The sequence below is a fragment of the Planctopirus limnophila DSM 3776 genome (assembly GCF_000092105.1).
Lineage (GTDB): Bacteria > Planctomycetota > Planctomycetia > Planctomycetales > Planctomycetaceae > Planctopirus > Planctopirus limnophila.
In genome coordinates this window covers 4,891,304-4,908,614 of record NC_014148.1, presented here as the reverse complement: position 1 = coordinate 4,908,614, position 17,311 = coordinate 4,891,304, and the positions used below count along the sequence as shown (strand labels likewise).

Genomic DNA, 17,311 nt, shown 5'->3' with positions numbered 1-17,311 from the left:
CTATGGGGTGGCTGGGGTTGAGCGTCTTCGCGAACCCCCAGATCATGCCGAATATTGCTGGGGGTTTGAAGACTCAACCACAACCACCGGCTTAGTGCCATGCTTGCGGCTCGGAGCAAGCATGCTTGATCGACTCTCTACGCGTATTTGATTTCTGGGATAGATACTAGACCAGGATCTCCTTGACGACTCGCCCATGCACATCGGTCAGTCGGAAGTCGCGGCCCGCATATTTGTACGTCAGCCGCTCATGGTCGATCCCTAAAAGGTGCAGCATCGTGGCATGCAGATCGTGCATATGCACGCGATCTTGGGCAGCGAAATAGCCCACCTCATCGGTTTCGCCATACGAGAATCCACTTCTCACACCACCACCAGCCAGCCAGACCGTAAACCCCTGCGGATTATGATCGCGTCCATCATTACCCTGCACGATCGGCGTTCTACCGAACTCGCCCGCCCACACCACAAGTGTCTCATCGAGCAATCCCCGTTGATCAAGATCATTCAACAGAGCTGCAATCGGTTGATCGACGGCCATCGAATTCTTGGCATGGCCCGCTCGTAACCCGCCATGCTGATCCCAGACGTTCCCTGTGGATAACTCCACATATCGAATACCCGATTCCACCAGTCGACGGGCCAGCAGGCATTGTCTGCCAAACTCGTCGGTCGCTTTTTCGCCTATCCCGTAAGCCACCTTCGTTGCTTCCGTCTCATGCGAGAGATCGAGCACATCCGGTGCAGCGGCCTGCATTCGATAAGCGAGGTCGTAAGTTTCAATCGCCCCCTGCAATTGAGGATCCGGGCCCACACGATCCAGATGTTTCTGACTGATCTTCTGAATGGCACGCACAAGTTCGAGCTGCTCAGGTGTCGCCTGACTCAGAAAATCAATCTGTCCATTTCCCAGCCGGCCCTGTCTGCCAATCGTTGTGGCCTGATGGATGGCAGGCAGAAAGGCAGCGCCATAATTGCGTGGCCCGCCATGACCTGCCGAAGGGCCAATTGAAACAAAAGCGGGCAGATTCTCGTTTTCGCAGCCCAGACCATAAGAGACCCAGGCACCGACAGAAGGCCGCACCAGATTATCACTTCCGGTATGCAACATCGAAACCGCCTGACCATGCGATTGCCCCCGGCTGTGCATCGACTTGATAATGCACAGCCTGTCGATCTGCTGGACGATGTGGGGGAAGAGTTCCGAACACCAGGCCCCCGATTCTCCATACTGGTTGAACTTCCAGGGAGACTGCATCAACACCGGCTTGGCATCGATGTTCGCTGCTGCCTGAAAGGGCAACGTTTTGCCATCCAGTTTGGAAAGTTCGGGCTTGTAATCGAAGGTATCGACCTGACTGACACCGCCATGCATGAACAGGAAAATGACCCGTTTCGCGCGGGGAGGAAAGTGAGGTTCTCCCACGACAGACGCTGCGTTCTGAACCTCGCTATTGGCACCTGCCCAGCGGGAAAGACCTGTCCCCAGTGTTAATCCCGCCAGACTTCCTGCCAGCGAGGAAAGGACCGTCCGTCGGGAGAATCTGGCAGCAATCTGATCGTACATCGCTCAATCCTGACGACGGGTAACAGAAAAACAGTTTCATAAGTCGAGGCTGTGGGATCGATCTGCTGGTGCTTCGAAGTGCATCAATCCCGCCAGCGGAATTCGGTCGAGGCAATCAGGGCATGTGCCACGCGCGACCAGCCTGCCAGATCACCCGGGCCAGCCAGTTTGTTGGCCAGTTGAATTTCTTCTTCTTGAGCAGGACGGCCCAGTAATCGCAGATAAATGGCACTGGCTCGACCATCACTGGGAATGCTGGCATCTTCCACGACCTGGCGGGCGATCTGTTGTGCCGACTCTTTCACGAACGGGCTGTTCAACATCACCAACGCCTGGGCAGGGACTGTACTGACAGAGCGATCACCCACGACAAAATCAGGGTCAGCAAAATCAAATACAGCCAGCAGTGGGGAAATCTCGCCGCGCACCACCGGTTGATAAATAGTTCTCGTCCGCGATTCCTGAATCGCTTTCGCACCACCTTTGGGATTGTTTTCGGCAACCAGCTTGCCCAGCGACTTGACGGGAGAATCCCGATCCGGCGTCTCCAGCCCGGTCGTGAGAGCAATCAGGCTGTCGCGAGTTGATTCCGCCGAAAGTCGCTGCCGGTTAGCGCGCCAGAGAAGTTTGTTCTCGGGATCAATGGCCGCTGCATCCGGACGATAGGTCGAAGACTGCTGGTAAGTCTTCGAGAGGACAATCGCACGAATGAGCTTCTTCGTCGACCAGCCTTGTTGGATAAAACTGCTCGCGAGCGCGTCGAGCAGTTCTGGATGTGTGGGCCGTTCGCCCAACACACCAAAGTTATCTGTCGTACGGACAATGCCTGTTCCGAGCAGGGATTTCCAGATCCGATTGACATACACGCGGGCCGTTAAAGGATTTTGAGGATGGGCCACCCAGTTCGCGAGTTCTTTGCGACCACTCGCATCGGCAGGGATGGGTTGTGCAGGCTCCCATGAAGCCACCTGCAGGAAACCCCGAGGGACGACTTTTCCCAACTGGTGAGGCTCACCTCGAATGCAGATCGCACAGTCGGCAAATGAGGGGGTATTCTGAGCAGCCATGGCCTTGGGAGCCGGGGGCGGTGCAGTCTTGAGCAGCTCCGCCATTTTCCCTTCCATGGCCTTCATTTCGTTCTGCAGTTTGTCTCGTTCCGCATTCGCCTGAGACTGGCTGGCAGCTTTCGCCAGCATGGCCCGATGGGCTTCAATATCGCGCACAGGGATCCATTGGACGGCATCAACAATCACATGTCCCTTTGTGCCAGCCGTCTCAAACTTGACCACCGCAGGGGTATCGGCCTTGAAGCGGAAGCGACCGATCGATTCGAACAGACCACCAAACGGCCCCGACTTCTGTTGATTGAGTTTGACTGTGGTCTCACCCGCAGCATGCGTCACAGAAATGGGCACAGCTTGAGCCCGGGCCGCCGCCGGTGTAAATGAGACACGTACTTCGTACTCGTCATCGGCTGGCAGCGCGGTCTTGAAAGTGGCCGATTTCTCACCTTTGTCGGCATTGTCGTCGTGACGATAGCCCGCACCTACATAGGGCTTGGAGTGTGTGCTCTGTTTCCACTCTCCCACAAACTCGGCAGCCGTATCATCGACAACAATGCCAAGTTCCAATTGCCTGTCAGATCCTTCGTTCGTCGAGCCTGTGGAACTATTCAACTGCTTCTTGATCGAAGCCAGTTGTGATTGCAAAGACTTCCTGGCCTGCTCGAACTGTTCCAGTGCGATGCGGTGTTCCGCACGGATCGGAAGTGGAACCTCAGGCCAGTCGGAAACATACTTCTGAATTTCGCCCTGTAAGGAGAGCGTATTCTTGAGAATGCCCGCCATGGCGTAGTAATCCGCCGTTGGAACGGGATCGAATTTGTGGTCGTGGCACCGGGCACAACCCATCGTCATACCCAGGAACGCTTTGCCGATCGTGTCCAGTTGCTCATCCACGACATCCATCTGCAGCTTGAGTTTGTCGCGTTCACTCAGCATTTTCGGGCCGAGCATCAGAAAGCCCGTCGCGACCAGTTTTCGAATACGCTCCTCTTCCGAAGTGGATGGCAGCAGATCTCCGGCGAGTTGCTCTTGAATGAATTGATCGTAAGGCAGATCGTTTTTGTAGGCTTCGATCACATAATTTCGATACCGCCACGCTTCACGGAAGGTGGCGTTGAAATCCGAGCCATTGCTGTCGGCATAACGAGCGACATCAAGCCACCGGCGTGCCCAATGCTCTGCGTACTCAGGACGATCCAGAAGTTGATCCACCAGCCGCTCGATGCGATCTGGACGCTGATCCTTGCAGAATTCCTCGACCTCCTGGGCCGAAGGTGTCAGCCCTGTCAGATCGATGTAAATGCGGCGTACCAGCGTGCGGACATCGGCCGGTGGTGAAGGAGCTAATTGGGCCGCCTCCAGTCGAGCCAGAACCCATTGGTCAATCAACCGGCTGTGTGTCGAACTCTCATCGGTCGCGACTGCGGCCCATCCAGGATTCTGTAAAGCTGGTGGCGCAGCCTGAGTTAATGGCTGAAATGACCAGAACTGTTTACCAGCTTCGATACTCATGCCACTGAGCGGAGCATTCTTTGCAGTCGTGGCGGTCTCAGACCGGGGATCGAAAGCACCCGCTTTGATCCAGCTTTCAAAGTCAGCAATGGTCTCATTCGATAAACGCCCGGCTGGTGGCATTTCGAGACCGTCAAATTTCATCGCGGAAAGGAGCAGACTGTCTTCCGGATTCCCGGGAACAATCGCTGGGCCGGAATCGCCCCCGGTTTGCCAGCCAGCTCGGTGCTCAAGGTTGAGCGCGCCCTTGAGCACCGGAGCCTGACTAGAATGGCACGAATAACACTCTTTAATCAGAACAGGACGAATCCGCGCTTCGAAGAATTCCGCAGGCGTCTGCTCGGCCTGTGCCGGGATCATCCCCAGTGCTAAAGCCATCGCAGCTACCAGGGAAAGCCAGGCAGATGGACGACTTTTCGCAGAGAGACGACTTTTCCAGGAGAATTGAGAGGCCGTAACCATAATTGTTCACCGGGAAAAATACCGCAGAGTCATGAAAATGGACCGTTCGCCTGAAATACAACGCACCGAGACTCGGGGAAAACCGTGAGCCTGCTAATCCTAACGATCAATTCGCCCTGCGAAGCAACCAACCAAAAGATAATAACGTATTGATGCGTCGTGATGCGAGAGAATTTTCCCCCGCAGGTTGATTCCTCAGGCTGGTCGATGGAATCGATAAGTTCAGGAGAACTGCTAAACTCCAGTAGCGAATTCGAAGACAGTCGCGCGGCGTGCAGAGCCACCCCGCAGGTTAAGGATGCTGTGTTGGCAAAACCACAATCTGTTGACGGCATCCCGACTGATGTTCGAAATCCAGCGGCTGATTCTCACGCTCCTCTTTCCAACGCTTCAGTGGAAGAGGTTTCTCCAGTGCAGCTGGTGAACACCACTTCCTCGCCACGAGAAGCTGAGCGGCAAACTTCGTTGCCCGATCATCTCTCCTCGGCGGGTGCCCATCGCGCCGTCATTTTGCTTGCCTGGCCAGTCCTGTTAGAGCAGGTGCTGCATTTTTCGGTCGGGTTCTTCGATGTCTACCTTTCTGGTCGACTGGGGCAGGAGGAAACCGCCGCCATTGGCATGGCGGCTTATGTCAGTTGGCTGGGTTCGATGATTTTCGGCCTGGTCGGAGTGGGAGCCACCGCACTCATCGCCAGGTTCTGGGGAGCCCATCAATTTGATGAAGCCCGCACGATCATTTCGAGAGCCATGGCACTGGCGATCTGCCTGGGGATATCGGTTTCTTGCGTCCTGTTCACAATGGCCCCCGGCATTGTCTGGCTGTTAGGACTCTCGGGAGAATCCGTCCAGATTGGTGTGACTTACCTGAGAATCGACGCCATCGGTCAGATCTTTTCCGCCTGGGTGCTGGTGGGAGCAGCGAGTCTGCGAGGCGCCGGCGATATGCGCACTCCGCTCTATGTGCTCTGTCTCACAAGTGTCGTTAACATCGTCCTTTCCACAACCTTTGTCTATGGCTTGGGGCCTGTTCCCACGCTGGGAGTCAATGGGATCGTCTACGGAACCGTCTGTGCCCAATTCACTGGCGCTCTGCTCATGGCCTGGTTTCTGACATCTGGCAGAACAGTCCTCCAGATCGTCTACAAAGAGTTTCTGATCCGGCGGGAAAGCACCTGGCGACTGATGCGCATCGGCGGGCCTGCTGCTCTTGATGGCGTCGCCACCTTCACGGGACACTTTCTGTTTCTCATGATTATATCCCGACTCACCGACGGAGAAGCGGCCTTTGCGGCTCATATTATCGGCGTGCGAGTGGAAGCGTTGTCGTATCTGCCAGCAGTCGCCTTTGGTATTGCCAGCGGAAGCCTGGCCGGTCGCTACCTTGGTGCACAACGACCCGATCTGGCTCGTGCCTGTGGCTTTGCTGCTGTCGGTCAGGCCGTCGCATATGCCGCCCTGATGTCCGTCCTGTTCTTTACTTTCGCACCGCAGATCTACGCCCAGATGCACATTGACCCGCTCGTGCAGACAATTGGCGTCGATCCCTTCAGACTGATGGCCTGCTATCAGATTCCAAACGCGATTCTGATTGTCCTGGTCAGTACCTTGCGGGGTTCGGGAGATACAAGGTTTCCCCTATGGTGCGCCTTTCTGGGGACTTTCTTTGTCAGAGTCCCCTTGGCGTGGTATCTGGGAATTGGTCTTAACTACGGCTTGTTTGGTGCCTGGATCGGCATGGGAGCTGATAACATTCTTCGATGTGGCCTGATCAGTTGGCGCTACCTGGCCGGGCGATGGATTCATGTCAAAGTCTAGTGGCCTGATGAAACATGAGACTAGCCCACTGAATCTGTGATTAAGTTCGTATAGGGATGATCGATTCCTATCTACAAGTGAATATCGAATGCATTTACTATCCAATTTACTATTATCAATCTTTCTAAGTATTTCTCTGTTCTCAGGTTACTCGGAAATCAGTCCGGCACACGCTGAGCCTCCCCAAAACGAAATGACTCCTGTCGACGAATTGCAGCGAGTAGCCCACAACTATCAAATTGAGATCCTCACATCGAATCTCGATTTTCCGCTAAAAACAACTCATGGCCTCATTGAAGGAAAAGCAGCAGCCGAGCAGCAGCTTCTGGCTTATCAGCCACTCTTCGTTCAAGAGTTTTCACTTTATCCGCCAAAACTGATTCGCCTGGCGAAATTGAAAAGAGTTGTCTTCTGTGACGAACTTTCATTTGCCGGCCAAAGGCGTAATGCCGTTCCCGATTTCGAGCATAATACGCTCTATCTCGATATTGTTCGAGGGATCGAGAACAGTCTCTATATGCGTAAAGTGATGCATCACGATTTTTACCATATGATCGACTATCGCGATGATGGCCGACTCTATAATGACGATCGCTGGCTATTGCTGAATCCACCTCAGTTTCAATACTCACGCGGCGGAGGAAAAAGCGTGCAGGATTTGGCTGAGACTTCGGTACTCACTGATAAGTATCCCGGATTTCTGAATCATTATTCCACCATGGGCGTTGAAGAGGATAAAGCCGAGATCTTTGCCCATATGCTGGTCGAAGGGAGCTACGTGAACCGGCGTGCCGCTCGCGATGACGTGCTCGCTGCAAAGGTGGAACGTATGAAGGAACTGCTGGAAAAGTTCTGCCCCGAAATGAACAGCGAGTTCTGGAAAAAAGTCGAGAAAGCCGAACAGAATCATCAGCAGCGATAAACTACATCTCAGACATGTGTTGGCATGATCGTCATCCCAGAAAAAAGTGAAATGGGTTAGCCCGGCTAATTTGTGGCTGAAGATGTCGTGCAGTGGCATGACATCAGAAAACCGCGACATGCTTGTGCCCTGCCGCTTCTCATGCCTTGGGCTTGGGTGGCACGACCCTCAAGCCCCTAAAAATTCAAAACAGTGCGAAAGGACGTGGTTCTTGTCCGGGTGGCAGGGGTCGGATGTCTTCATCCGCCCCCTGGTCAACAAACTTCCCCAGCGCAAATGCATCCGAAACATAGATTCATGTCTTTTCATGCTGTTCGTTAAAAACGATCAAAGTCCAAAGAACTGGGGGCAAACGAAGACGTTTGACCCCAGCCACCCAGACTCTGGCCAAGACAAATCGAATGAGCACCCAAACAAAATTATTTATAAATGATAGCGGCGATAACTGGTCGTCACTGTTCGGCTGCAAGAAGCTGTATCGACAGGATCTGATGTGATCAATCAGGCGATGGTGAGCGCGACCTTTGGGCCAAAGAATTCATAATGGATTCGCGATGGATCGATCTGCAGTTCCGAAAGTGCTGAGATAATCTCCTGCATCAGTGCAGAAGGTCCACAGAAATAGTACTCCGTCTCTGTCGCCTGCGTGGCCAGAAGTTCCTTCAACAGGTTCTGATTGACAGGGCCTTGTGTATGAAAGCCGTCTTCTTGTCGATCATTTTCCAGCGGCTGGCTGTAGTGCAGATGCAGTTTCAGTTGTGGGCATCGAGTCGCCAGATCGATGAGTTCCTGTCGATGGGAATGTGACCCGCTGTTTCTCGTCAGCACAATGAAACGGATTGGTTGTTGAGGCTGTTCCGCAATCACAGTTTTGAGCATTGAGAGGAGTGGCGTGATTCCAACTCCACCCGCCACAAAGACAAGTCGTTTCTGGGCTGCGAGGGCTGGATCGATGGAGAATTCGCCACATGGGGGGCCCACTTCCAGATGATCACCTTCGTGAATGCCGTCGTGCAGATGATTGGAGACCAGCCCATCGACCGGAGCAATTTCCTCACGAGCGGCCTCTCGTTTGACGCTGATCCGGAAGTAATCCTTCCCCGGCTGATCGGAAAGGCTGTAGTTGCGAGGAGAGAGCAGTCCGCGTGGAAACTCTCCAGTTCCCCCTTCTTCTGACGATCTGAAACCTTTGCTTTGAGGCGGAAGCTTAACCGTAATGTATTGCCCCGGCTTGAATTCCGGCAAAGACTGATGATCGGCTGGCTTCAGATAGAACGACGTAATGGTTTCGCATTCGGGAACCTTCCGTTCGACTACGAAAGTACGATAGCCCTTCCAGCCCCCGGGTTGAGACTGCTGCTCGCTGTAAATGGCCGCTTCACGTTCAATCAGAATGTCTGCCAGCAACTGGTAAGCTTCTCCCCAGGCCGTCAGGACATCATCAGTCGCGGCACCTCCCAGAACATCGCGAATCGCCCGCAGCAGATACTTCCCCACAATCGGGTAATGCTCCGGTTGAACACCCAGAGAGCAATGCTTCTGGGCAATGAGTTCGACCGCTGGCAAAAGCACTGCCAGATTCTCGATATGCGTCGCATAGGCCACAATCGCATTGGCAAGAGCCATGGATTGCCGCCCGCTTTGCTGATGAGCCGGGTTGAAATAGGCCCAGAGTTCAGGATGCTCTGTGAGCATGAGTTGATAGAATTGCTTGGTAATACTCTGGGCATGTTCTGCCAGGGCTGGTGCCGTCGAGCGAACAACCGAAAGTGTGGCCGATGAAAGCATGCTGTGACTCCAGAGGTAAATCGTTTATGGCCCATCGATGACGAGACAGCGAGCCATCATTGACCAATCGTGTTGTGAAAGTTTTTCGGTAAATCATGGCTGACTGAACTCTACCACTTTAATAATACACGTCAAGGTGTAGAATAGGATCTCAACGGAGGTTTTCTTCAGATTATGATTTCAAAAACGGCGGAATATGCCTTGCGGACAGTTGCCTGCCTGGCCAGTGCCCGTGAGGGAATTGTGCTGGCTGACGAACTCGCCACTCGCACGCAGGTTCCCCGGCGGTATCTCAATACCGTGCTGCAGGATCTGGGGAGAGCCGGGATTGTAAAGTCCAAATCGGGCCCGGGGGGTGGTCACAGCCTGCTGGTCGATCCCAAGGAACTATCAATTCTCGATGTCATCAATGCCGTCTCGCCACTGGAGCGAATTCGTCAATGCCCCTTGGGTTTGCCTTCGCATACAGAGCTCTGCCCATTGCATGCCGAACTCGACAAAGCCTATGCCCACACGGAAAAAGCATTTGCCGGTGTCACCTTAGGGCAGGTGCTGGCATCTACCAAAGGAGTGATTCCCCTGTGCGACCTTCCCATTTCGCCAGAGGTGAAACCATGACATGAGCCAGCACACTCCCCAGCGAATCAGTTGTGGGAGCACGTCGAGAAGGTTATCTGCATGGAGATGAATTCCCCGCCAGAACCAGACAGGATGAACGATGTCCCCGCAGAAGACGAACAGCAGCTAATTGAACGATTGCGAGGCGGTGAACGCGAAGCCTTTGAGATGTTTGTGCGCCGTTATTGCAATCCGATGTATTACGTGGCCCGCCGCATCCTGCGTCATGATGACGATGCCCGCGAGGCGATGCAGGAAGCGTTTCTTTCAGCCTTTCGCAAAATCCACCAATTTGACGCTCGCTCGCAGTTTTCCACCTGGCTGCATCGCATTGTCGTCAATGCGGCTCTCAAAAAGTTGCAGGTTCGAGAACGCCGGGAAAAACGCACGATTGATGCCTTTTTACCGACGTTCACAGATGATGATCATCATCGCATTGAGCCGCGATGTCCCATACTCAGTTCCGAAGAGTTAGCCCAGCGAAACGAACTCAGGGAACTTCTGCATCAGAAAATCAACGAGCTTCCAGAGATTTACCGCACAGTTCTGTTGCTCAGAGATATCGAAGGCCTCGACACGGAAGAAACAGCCCAGTCCCTTCAGACCACGACCGATGTCGTCAAAACACGTCTGCATCGAGCCCGGCAAGCGCTACGAACTTTACTTGAACCCTGGTTTTCAGGAGACCAACTATGAACTGCCGTGAAGTCGCCGATTTTCTCAGTGCTTATCTCGATGGAGAGCTTTCGCAGGCAACGAAGCGCGAATTTGATGCCCATCTGGCCGAATGCCCCGCCTGTGTCGCCTATCTGGAGGGGTATCAGCGCACTTTGGTGGCTTTGAAACTGGTGGCCGGGATTCCTGAAAAAACAGTGGAACCTGTGCCCGAAGAGATCATTCAGGCCATCCTGTATGCCCAGTCTCAGACCGCTGCCTAGGCCGGTTTTCGAGTGATCACAGCCGGGAATAACCACTGTTTTCGGCCGAAAATATTCGCAGGAGCACCAGACAGATTCTGAACATCTGGTGGCCCGCCTCTTGAGGCCGATGTGAAATGCCTGGCGATTCAAGATCGCAAAGAATCGGCCAAACCAAGTGTTCATTGTCGACTCCCTTTTGGGAACCACCAGAGACTTCTCGATCTTTGCCGGTGGTCTCTCCTTGCGATCTGCACTTGCTGCTGTGTATGGTGAACGGACACTTCAATGGGTCTCTGGCCCGTCGATGATTTCAGTTTTTCAATGGGTTGATTCTGCTCGACTTGGCAGACAGCGATTTGATACGTCTGAGCTGGCTGTCCCCTGGCGGGCTAATCCAATTCAGAAGCTGGAATTTGTACGATCACCGAGAATCTTCCGCAGGGTGCTGATCCCATGTCACAGGCGAAAAACGCTGTTCGTGCTGCTAAAAAGCATGCGACAAGCCGTCAGGTTGGTGCGTCAGTCTTGTATGTGGCGATCGCAGCCTGGTCGCTGCAACCACTGGCGCTGGCGAATGAAGAAGATCTGCTGTTTATCGAACGCCTGCGAGGTCGCGGCTACCACGACACCGCTCTGTTGTATCTGGATCAGTTACAAGCCAGACCGCAACTTGATGCGACTCTGAAATCACGAATTCCCTACGAACGCGCCATCACCTTACTTGATGCCGCCAAAATCAATCGCGATTCAAAAACAAAGACGGCTCAACTCGATTCCGCACTGGCTTACCTCAATCAATTCGTCAAAGAATCGCCCAATGCGCCCGAAGCAGCCACAGCCAATTTAAGGCGTGCCGAGATTTTACTGGCTCGTACTTCGGCAGAAGTCGGCAGTGCTCGAACACTTCAGGGCGCTGCTGCCACTGAAGCCAATGATCGAGCTCGGAAGTCGGCCAGCGAAGCTCGCGAAATTCTCACAACTGCGGAAAATCAATATCAGGCAGCACTTAAGGCATTCCCTACGCACATCGATAAGGTGGCGGATGCCGAAAAGTTTGCGGCCCGGGCGGAGACGGAAAATCGACTGATCAGCGTCCAGCTCGACCTGGCCCGTTCGAGCTACGAGGAGGCGCAGACTCATCCGTTGGATAGTGCCCAGCGAAAAGAATTGCTGCAGGCAGCAGCTGACGCTTACGAAAAACTGCATCAGAAGTACCGCACAAATGTGGCTGGGCTCGTGTCGCGAATGTGGCAGGGAAAATGCTTTGAAGAGCAGGGTGATCTCCCCAAGGCTCTCGGTATCTACAAAGAGATTCTTGATCAGCCCGATAACAGCCCATCGATGTCGGCACTGAAAGATCAGGCCCGGCAATTCCAGTTGATCTGCCTCAATCGAAAGTCACCACCTGATTACGCTGCTGTGACTTCTCAAGGCGAGGAGTGGGTCAAAGGGAATAAGTCGCTGCTCCGAAGTCGCGTCGGTCTCGGGATTCGACTCGAATTGGCAAAGGCCTATGAAGGATTGGGAGATGACCGCAATCTCATCAAGCCCGAACAATTAAAGTTCTGGCGATTGGCAGCCACACACGCTCGCGATGTCTCACAGTTTGGCGAGTTCAGTCGAGAAGGGATGGAGATTCTCCGCCGACTCGAAAAGAAGATTTCTGGCGATGAAAAGGCGCCCGATGCTTTCGAACCAGCTCTGTTCGTGGCTCAGGCCAAACTTCAGGAACGACAAGACAAGCAGAAGCTTTTCGAAGAAGCCACCGCTGCGAAACAACCAGCAGCCGAACTCGCCAAAATGCGCCAGGAGCTTTCTCTGCTCGATCAGGAAGCTCTGAGATCCTTTGAGCTGGCACTGAAGCTGGCCGGTCGGCAGGATGACCCCGTCAAAGTCAACAAGGCCCGCTATCTCTATGGCTTGTGTGCCTACTTGACTGGCAAGAGCTTCGAGGCCGCCGTGATTTGCGAACAGGCCGCCATCATGGCCCGTGGCGACGAAGATCAGCAGTTGGCACTCGATGCGGCGTACCTCTCGCTGATGTCGCTCGTGCAGGCTTATCAGGAGAGTCAATCCGAAGGGGCGATTCGCGAAGCAGAACTTGAGGCTGTGGTGAATGCCGCCAATCGCATGCTCAAGCGATTCCCGGATACCGAAAAAGCCAACGATGTCCGCATGCAGATGGGAAATCTCTACAAGCTGCAAAAACGCTTTATCGATGCCACCGGCTGGTATCTGCAGATTCCAGCAACGGGTGGTAAATATGCCGAAGCACAAATGGCAGCGGGGCAGGCCTTCTGGAATGCCTATCTCGCGGAAGCCACGAAGCCCGAATCGATGCGCGTAGATGCCGCCCAGATGACCGAATGGCGTCAGACGGCTCAAAAGAAGCTCGAACAGGGTGTCGCCAAGATCTCTGAGAATCTGCCACCGGAAGGAACATCCCCTCCGGAACTGATTGCTGGCAAATGGTCGCTGGCCCAGATTCTGGTGGGACAAGGTCAGGATAAAGAAGCGGTCAAACTGTTGACGGCAGAACCACATTCTCCCCGAAAAGCGATTGAAGTCCCGGATGAGAAGAAGCGGCCAGCCACTGGAATCAAGAATCGCGCCTTTGCTGGTGAAACACTCAAACTGCTCGTCAGGGCCTACATCGGCTCTGGCCAGACCAAAGAAGCCAACCAGGCCATGAAGGATCTGGAAAAGGTCGCTGCTGGTCAGGCCGGGGCAGACGTGACTCAACTGTACATCGGCATCAGCAAACTTTTGAAAGAAGAACTCGATCGTTTTAAAGAAACGGGCGAAACCGAACGCTACAACCAGTTGCGAACGGCCTTCGAAGAATTCATGGGAGATCTTTCCAAGCGGACCGAAGGTCAGACCTGGGCTTCGCTGAGCTGGATTGGTGAGACTTATGCGGCTTTAGGTGAGGCCAGTGCCGGTGATCAGGAAAAGCAGGATCAGTTCTTCGGGAAATCCGTCGAGGCCTTCGAATCGATTCTCAGCCGCAGTGAAAATGAGCCCGAGTTTGCCAGTGCGAATCAACTCCTTTCGACAAAAGTGCGGTTGATTCGTGCTCATCGCATGAAGAAGAATTTCGAAGCGGGTGAGAAGATCATCAACGAACTGCTCGCCTCAAGAAAAAATGATGTCGTCCTGCAGACACAGGCCGCTGAGCTCTATCTCGACTGGGGCACAAACAGCGATGCCAAGTATCTGAACATCGCACTGATCGGTAACCCGGCCACAGGTGTCTGGGGTTTTGGCGCCTTAGGTCAGCGATTGCAGCAGGCGATGGACAGTGGCCGTGCCGATCTGTTGCCGCAATATCTCGATGCCCGCTACAACGCCGGAACTGCACGCCTGGCTCTGGCAGAATCTCAGGGGGATCAGAAGAAACGAGCCACTCAGCTGAAAAACGCAGAAATTGAACTGGTTGCCAGCTTGAGTGTGCTTCCCGATTTGACCGCCGAACAGCGCGGACGATTCAACGATCTGTATCGGAAAGTCCTCGAAGCTTCCGGCAAACCCGCTGTCGATATGCCGCTGTCGCGTGAAGTGGCGATGATTTCCGAGGCCGAAACCACCGAGACACCTGAAAGCGGTGAAGCTGGAGTCGCGGGAGCTACTGGCAACCAGAAAGCGTCCGACAAAAAGCCCGACGAGCCAGAGAAGATCACCGAAGTTGCTCCGCCGATGTCGACCACCACATCTTATGCAATTATCGGCGGGATTGTGGTGGCCTGCCTGGGAGTGGTGGGATTCTTCGTCATGAATGGAAACAAGCAGAAAAAGCGTTCCCGCAAAACACCTGGCCGGAGTGAACCCACGTCGTTGAATGTTGATTTTGGTGGAGGAGCCCCCGCCGCTCTGGGAAATTTTGATTTTGACATTGCGACGAAACCGACTGGAAAGGCACCACCCAAGCCGGCCAGTCGTCCAAAGCCCTCAGGGACAGCCACTCGCACTGCGGGTGAAAAGTCCACCGGCGAAAAAGCGACTGGTGAGAAGACGGCTCGACCTGCGGGAACTCCCAAACCCCGTCCCAAGCCTCCCGTCGAACCACCAGGCTAAATCGTGTGAGGATTATCTCTCCACCTGAAAAACAGATGCTGAATCAGCCTTCGAATTGTGACAACTCCTTCAAAGACAACTTTCCAGCGTGTTTGAGCTCTGCCACTCGTTGAGAGCAGTGAACCCAGGTAGCCAGCAGGCCGGAACAACAGCCCCTACGGACAGATCAATATGATGCAGAACGTTCACACGATGTTTGGAGATCAGTTAGGGCGGGCCGCACGACCATTTTTAATGTGCGGAGCATTGCTGCTGTCATGGCAATTGGCCGTTGAAGCAGCAGATATCGTCGTCCGCAAAGGGGGCGGGCGTGTGGGCGGGACTGCGGTTTCGACGAAATCCGGCATGATGGTCAAGCCTCAGGCGGGAGACGAAGTCACCATCCCTCTGGCGGAGTTGCAATCAGTCGAGTGGGATTCCATGCCCGCCAGCTTCAAGATTGCCAGTGGAGATCTGGCGGCCGGTCGCTTCGACAAAGCCATTGAGGCTCTTTCGAAGTTGAAATCTGATGGCAAGTTCCCCAGCGACAACGTGAAGAAGGAAATCGGCTACACCCTGGCCCGCGCCAAGGGCCTTTTGGCTCAGACTCAACCCTCGAAAGTCGATGACGCGATCAAGGAATTAAAGGGCATTCAGGCCAGTGACCCAGATTTCTACCAGTTTTTTCCCTCGGTGATTTTGCTCGCCGACCTGCTGGTCAACAAAGGCTCGTTTGATGAAGCCGCCAAGGTTCTGGAATCCTTTGAGGGAGTAACTGATTCCTCGTTGAAATTGCAGGGGCGCAGCTATGTGGGGCGAGTTCTCCTGGCACAGGGCAAGATCCCCCAGGCGGTGACTGCTTTCGACGAAGTCATCTCGGCATCAGGTGATGATCAAACGCTGGCACCACGCAAGCTCGATGCCATGGTGGGCAAAGCCAAAGCCGCTATTCAACAGAACAAGTATGCGGAAGCCTTGCCACTTCTGGATGATGTCATGCTCAATATGACAGAGGCCAGTGCCGCGACGGGTGCGGAATGCAAACTCCTGCAAGGCAACTGTCTGCAGGCTCTGAACAAGCCCATGGAGGCCGTGCTGGCTTATCTGTATGTCGATCTGAACTACCCTAACGAATCAGGTGCCCGGGCTGAGGCACTTTATCATCTGGCAGGCTTGTGGCGCGTCATTCAGCACCCTGACCGGGGGTTGGAAGCACGGGCTCGACTCGAGGCCGATTATCCCGCCAGTCCCTGGGCCAAGAAACTTTCAGGAAGTTAACGAACGGAGTTTGGTATTCGCCGCAAGAATTAGCACAGAAAATATTCGTAAGGTAACTTCTCTCGATTGCCTGCCATTCCAGGGATTGCCTCTGGAATCAGGGGGGCAGCAGACTTACACTCAAGCCTTGACGCGTTGTTCAACATCCACTCGATATTTTTCATCTTCTCCTGAAGATTTCGTCTTTTCAGCGAATGTTTTGTGTTCCGTAACGGTGTTACAGCGAGTGACTTGATCCCAAAAGATCGTTTGACTCCTGTTGTTTTTTGAATTTGGCAAGCAGCTTCATGTTTGGCTGGTCGTCGGAAAGAGTTTCCTTTCGATGTCCCCAGTGCATCATGGCTCAATTTTCACATCCCTGAATCACTCCGCAGTTCTTGCAAGAGGTGCCCCTTTGAACCGTCGTTGGACCGCATTCTGGCTGGTTGGTGCAATTGTTGTCATTGGCATGGGAACAGGTCTGTTCTCATCAGGGGCCGATCTTCTGGGAGTTGATCTTCCGGGAACGTCACTCGCTGTGGCCCAGGAAGAAGCGGCTGCACCAGCCGCCGGTGGTGCTGCGGCTGATCCTGCGGCTGATATTCTCGCTCAGCGCAAGCAGGAAAGTTTCCTCGCGTGGATGATTCGCGCCTCGGGTATTTTCGGCTTTCTGATCATGCTCGTCTCGTTCGTCATGGTGGCCCTCATCATGATGCTGTTTCTGCAGATCCGCAAAGTGAACTACATTCCTGCTGACTTCGTAGAAGACTTTGAAGAAAAGCTGAACGCCCGCGATTACCCCGGTGCCTACGAACTTGCGAAAAGTGATGATTCATTCGTGGCCCGAGTCCTGGCAGCTGGTATGGCTCGCCTCGCCCGTGGCTATGAAGAAGTCGAAAACGCGATGCAGGAAGTGGGCGACGACGAAGCCTTGGGGATGGAACAGAAGATCGGTTATCTGGCATTGATTGGCTCGGTCGCACCGATGCTCGGTCTGCTGGGAACTGTCCAGGGGATGGTGCTCAGCTTCCAGGTGATTGCGACCAGTACACAGCAGCCCAAGCCTTACGAGCTGGCCGACGGTATCGCCACGGCTCTCTTCACGACACTGGAAGGTCTCATTGTGGCGATCCCCGCCATTGTCGCCTTCACTGTCTATAAGAATCGTTTTGCCCGGTTTATGTTCGAGGCCAGTGTCATCAGCGAAGGATTGATGAGCCGTTTCAGTGGTATGAAACCACAAGCGGCACCTGCTGCTCCAGCAGCCCCGGCGGCTCGTCCTGCTGCTGCGGCTCCTGCTGCCGCCCCACAGGGCTAGTCGGTTCAAGCCTGG

General features: G+C 54.1%; 11 protein-coding genes. 8 read left to right on the top strand and 3 right to left on the bottom strand.

The genetic code is table 11. The features are described 5' to 3' along the window. Positions 1–166: 166 nt before the first annotated feature. Positions 167–1,567, bottom strand: a complete 1,401-nt coding sequence (locus PLIM_RS19640) for a DUF1501 domain-containing protein (RefSeq protein ID WP_013112060.1) — start codon at positions 1,565–1,567, stop codon at positions 167–169. Between the two features lie 83 nt (positions 1,568–1,650). Next, positions 1,651–4,521, bottom strand: a complete 2,871-nt coding sequence (locus tag PLIM_RS19635; protein ID WP_196349487.1) for a DUF1553 domain-containing protein — start codon at positions 4,519–4,521, stop codon at positions 1,651–1,653. Positions 4,522–4,911: 390 nt separating this feature from the next. Here PLIM_RS19635 and PLIM_RS19630 point away from each other — a divergent pair, with 390 nt between their 5' ends. Both PLIM_RS19630 and PLIM_RS19625 read left to right on the top strand, forming a co-directional pair. Further along, the gene (locus PLIM_RS19630) at positions 4,912–6,420 is read left to right on the top strand and encodes an MATE family efflux transporter (RefSeq protein ID WP_230849349.1); all 1,509 of its coding nucleotides are present in this window, start codon (positions 4,912–4,914) and stop codon (positions 6,418–6,420) included. Between the two features lie 88 nt (positions 6,421–6,508). Then, positions 6,509–7,342, top strand: coding sequence for a hypothetical protein (locus tag PLIM_RS19625; RefSeq protein WP_013112057.1), 834 nt, complete (start codon positions 6,509–6,511; stop codon positions 7,340–7,342). Positions 7,343–7,843: 501 nt separating this feature from the next. Here the strand turns inward: PLIM_RS19625 and hmpA are convergent. Next, the gene (gene hmpA / locus PLIM_RS19615) at positions 7,844–9,130 is read right to left on the bottom strand and encodes an NO-inducible flavohemoprotein (RefSeq protein ID WP_013112056.1); all 1,287 of its coding nucleotides are present in this window, start codon (positions 9,128–9,130) and stop codon (positions 7,844–7,846) included. A 174-nt stretch (positions 9,131–9,304) separates the two neighbouring features. Between hmpA and PLIM_RS19610 the strand changes: the two genes are divergently transcribed. The 6 genes from PLIM_RS19610 to PLIM_RS23295 all read left to right on the top strand — a co-directional run bounded on the left by PLIM_RS19610 (position 9,305) and on the right by PLIM_RS23295 (position 17,296). Beyond that, on the top strand, positions 9,305–9,748 hold the full coding sequence (locus tag PLIM_RS19610) for an RrF2 family transcriptional regulator (protein ID WP_013112055.1): 444 nt from the start codon (positions 9,305–9,307) through the stop codon (positions 9,746–9,748). Positions 9,749–9,841: 93 nt separating this feature from the next. Then, positions 9,842–10,444, top strand: a complete 603-nt coding sequence (locus PLIM_RS19605) for a sigma-70 family RNA polymerase sigma factor (protein WP_041403944.1) — start codon at positions 9,842–9,844, stop codon at positions 10,442–10,444. Further along, positions 10,441–10,686: an anti-sigma factor family protein gene (locus PLIM_RS19600; protein ID WP_013112053.1), complete on the top strand. Its 246-nt coding sequence runs from the start codon at positions 10,441–10,443 to the stop codon at positions 10,684–10,686. Before PLIM_RS19605 ends, PLIM_RS19600 begins: the two co-directional genes overlap by 4 nt. Before the next feature lie 435 nt (positions 10,687–11,121). Then, positions 11,122–14,742 carry a hypothetical protein gene (locus tag PLIM_RS19590; protein ID WP_013112052.1) on the top strand — a complete coding sequence of 1,207 codons (3,621 nt, stop codon included), beginning with the start codon at positions 11,122–11,124 and terminating at the stop codon, positions 14,740–14,742. Between the two features lie 171 nt (positions 14,743–14,913). After that, positions 14,914–15,999, top strand: coding sequence for a tetratricopeptide repeat protein (locus PLIM_RS19585; protein ID WP_013112051.1), 1,086 nt, complete (start codon positions 14,914–14,916; stop codon positions 15,997–15,999). A gap of 394 nt (positions 16,000–16,393) precedes the next feature. Next, positions 16,394–17,296, top strand: coding sequence for a MotA/TolQ/ExbB proton channel family protein (locus tag PLIM_RS23295; protein WP_230849348.1), 903 nt, complete (start codon positions 16,394–16,396; stop codon positions 17,294–17,296). Positions 17,297–17,311 lie beyond the last annotated feature (15 nt).

Excerpts from the sequence above, each read along its gene's own strand:
- PLIM_RS19600 (WP_013112053.1), top strand. The coding sequence starts at position 10,441 with ATGAACTGCCGTGAAGTCGCCGATTTTCTCAGTGCTTATCTCGATGGA.
- PLIM_RS19585 (WP_013112051.1), top strand. The coding sequence starts at position 14,914 with ATGATGCAGAACGTTCACACGATGTTTGGAGATCAGTTAGGGCGGGCC.
- PLIM_RS19640 (WP_013112060.1), bottom strand. The coding sequence starts at position 1,567 with ATGTACGATCAGATTGCTGCCAGATTCTCCCGACGGACGGTCCTTTCC.
- PLIM_RS19605 (WP_041403944.1), top strand. The coding sequence starts at position 9,842 with ATGAACGATGTCCCCGCAGAAGACGAACAGCAGCTAATTGAACGATTG.
- PLIM_RS19590 (WP_013112052.1), top strand. The coding sequence starts at position 11,122 with ATGTCACAGGCGAAAAACGCTGTTCGTGCTGCTAAAAAGCATGCGACA.
- PLIM_RS19635 (WP_196349487.1), bottom strand. The coding sequence starts at position 4,521 with ATGGCTTTAGCACTGGGGATGATCCCGGCACAGGCCGAGCAGACGCCT.
- PLIM_RS19625 (WP_013112057.1), top strand. The coding sequence starts at position 6,509 with ATGCATTTACTATCCAATTTACTATTATCAATCTTTCTAAGTATTTCT.
- PLIM_RS19610 (WP_013112055.1), top strand. The coding sequence starts at position 9,305 with ATGATTTCAAAAACGGCGGAATATGCCTTGCGGACAGTTGCCTGCCTG.
- hmpA (WP_013112056.1), bottom strand. The coding sequence starts at position 9,130 with ATGCTTTCATCGGCCACACTTTCGGTTGTTCGCTCGACGGCACCAGCC.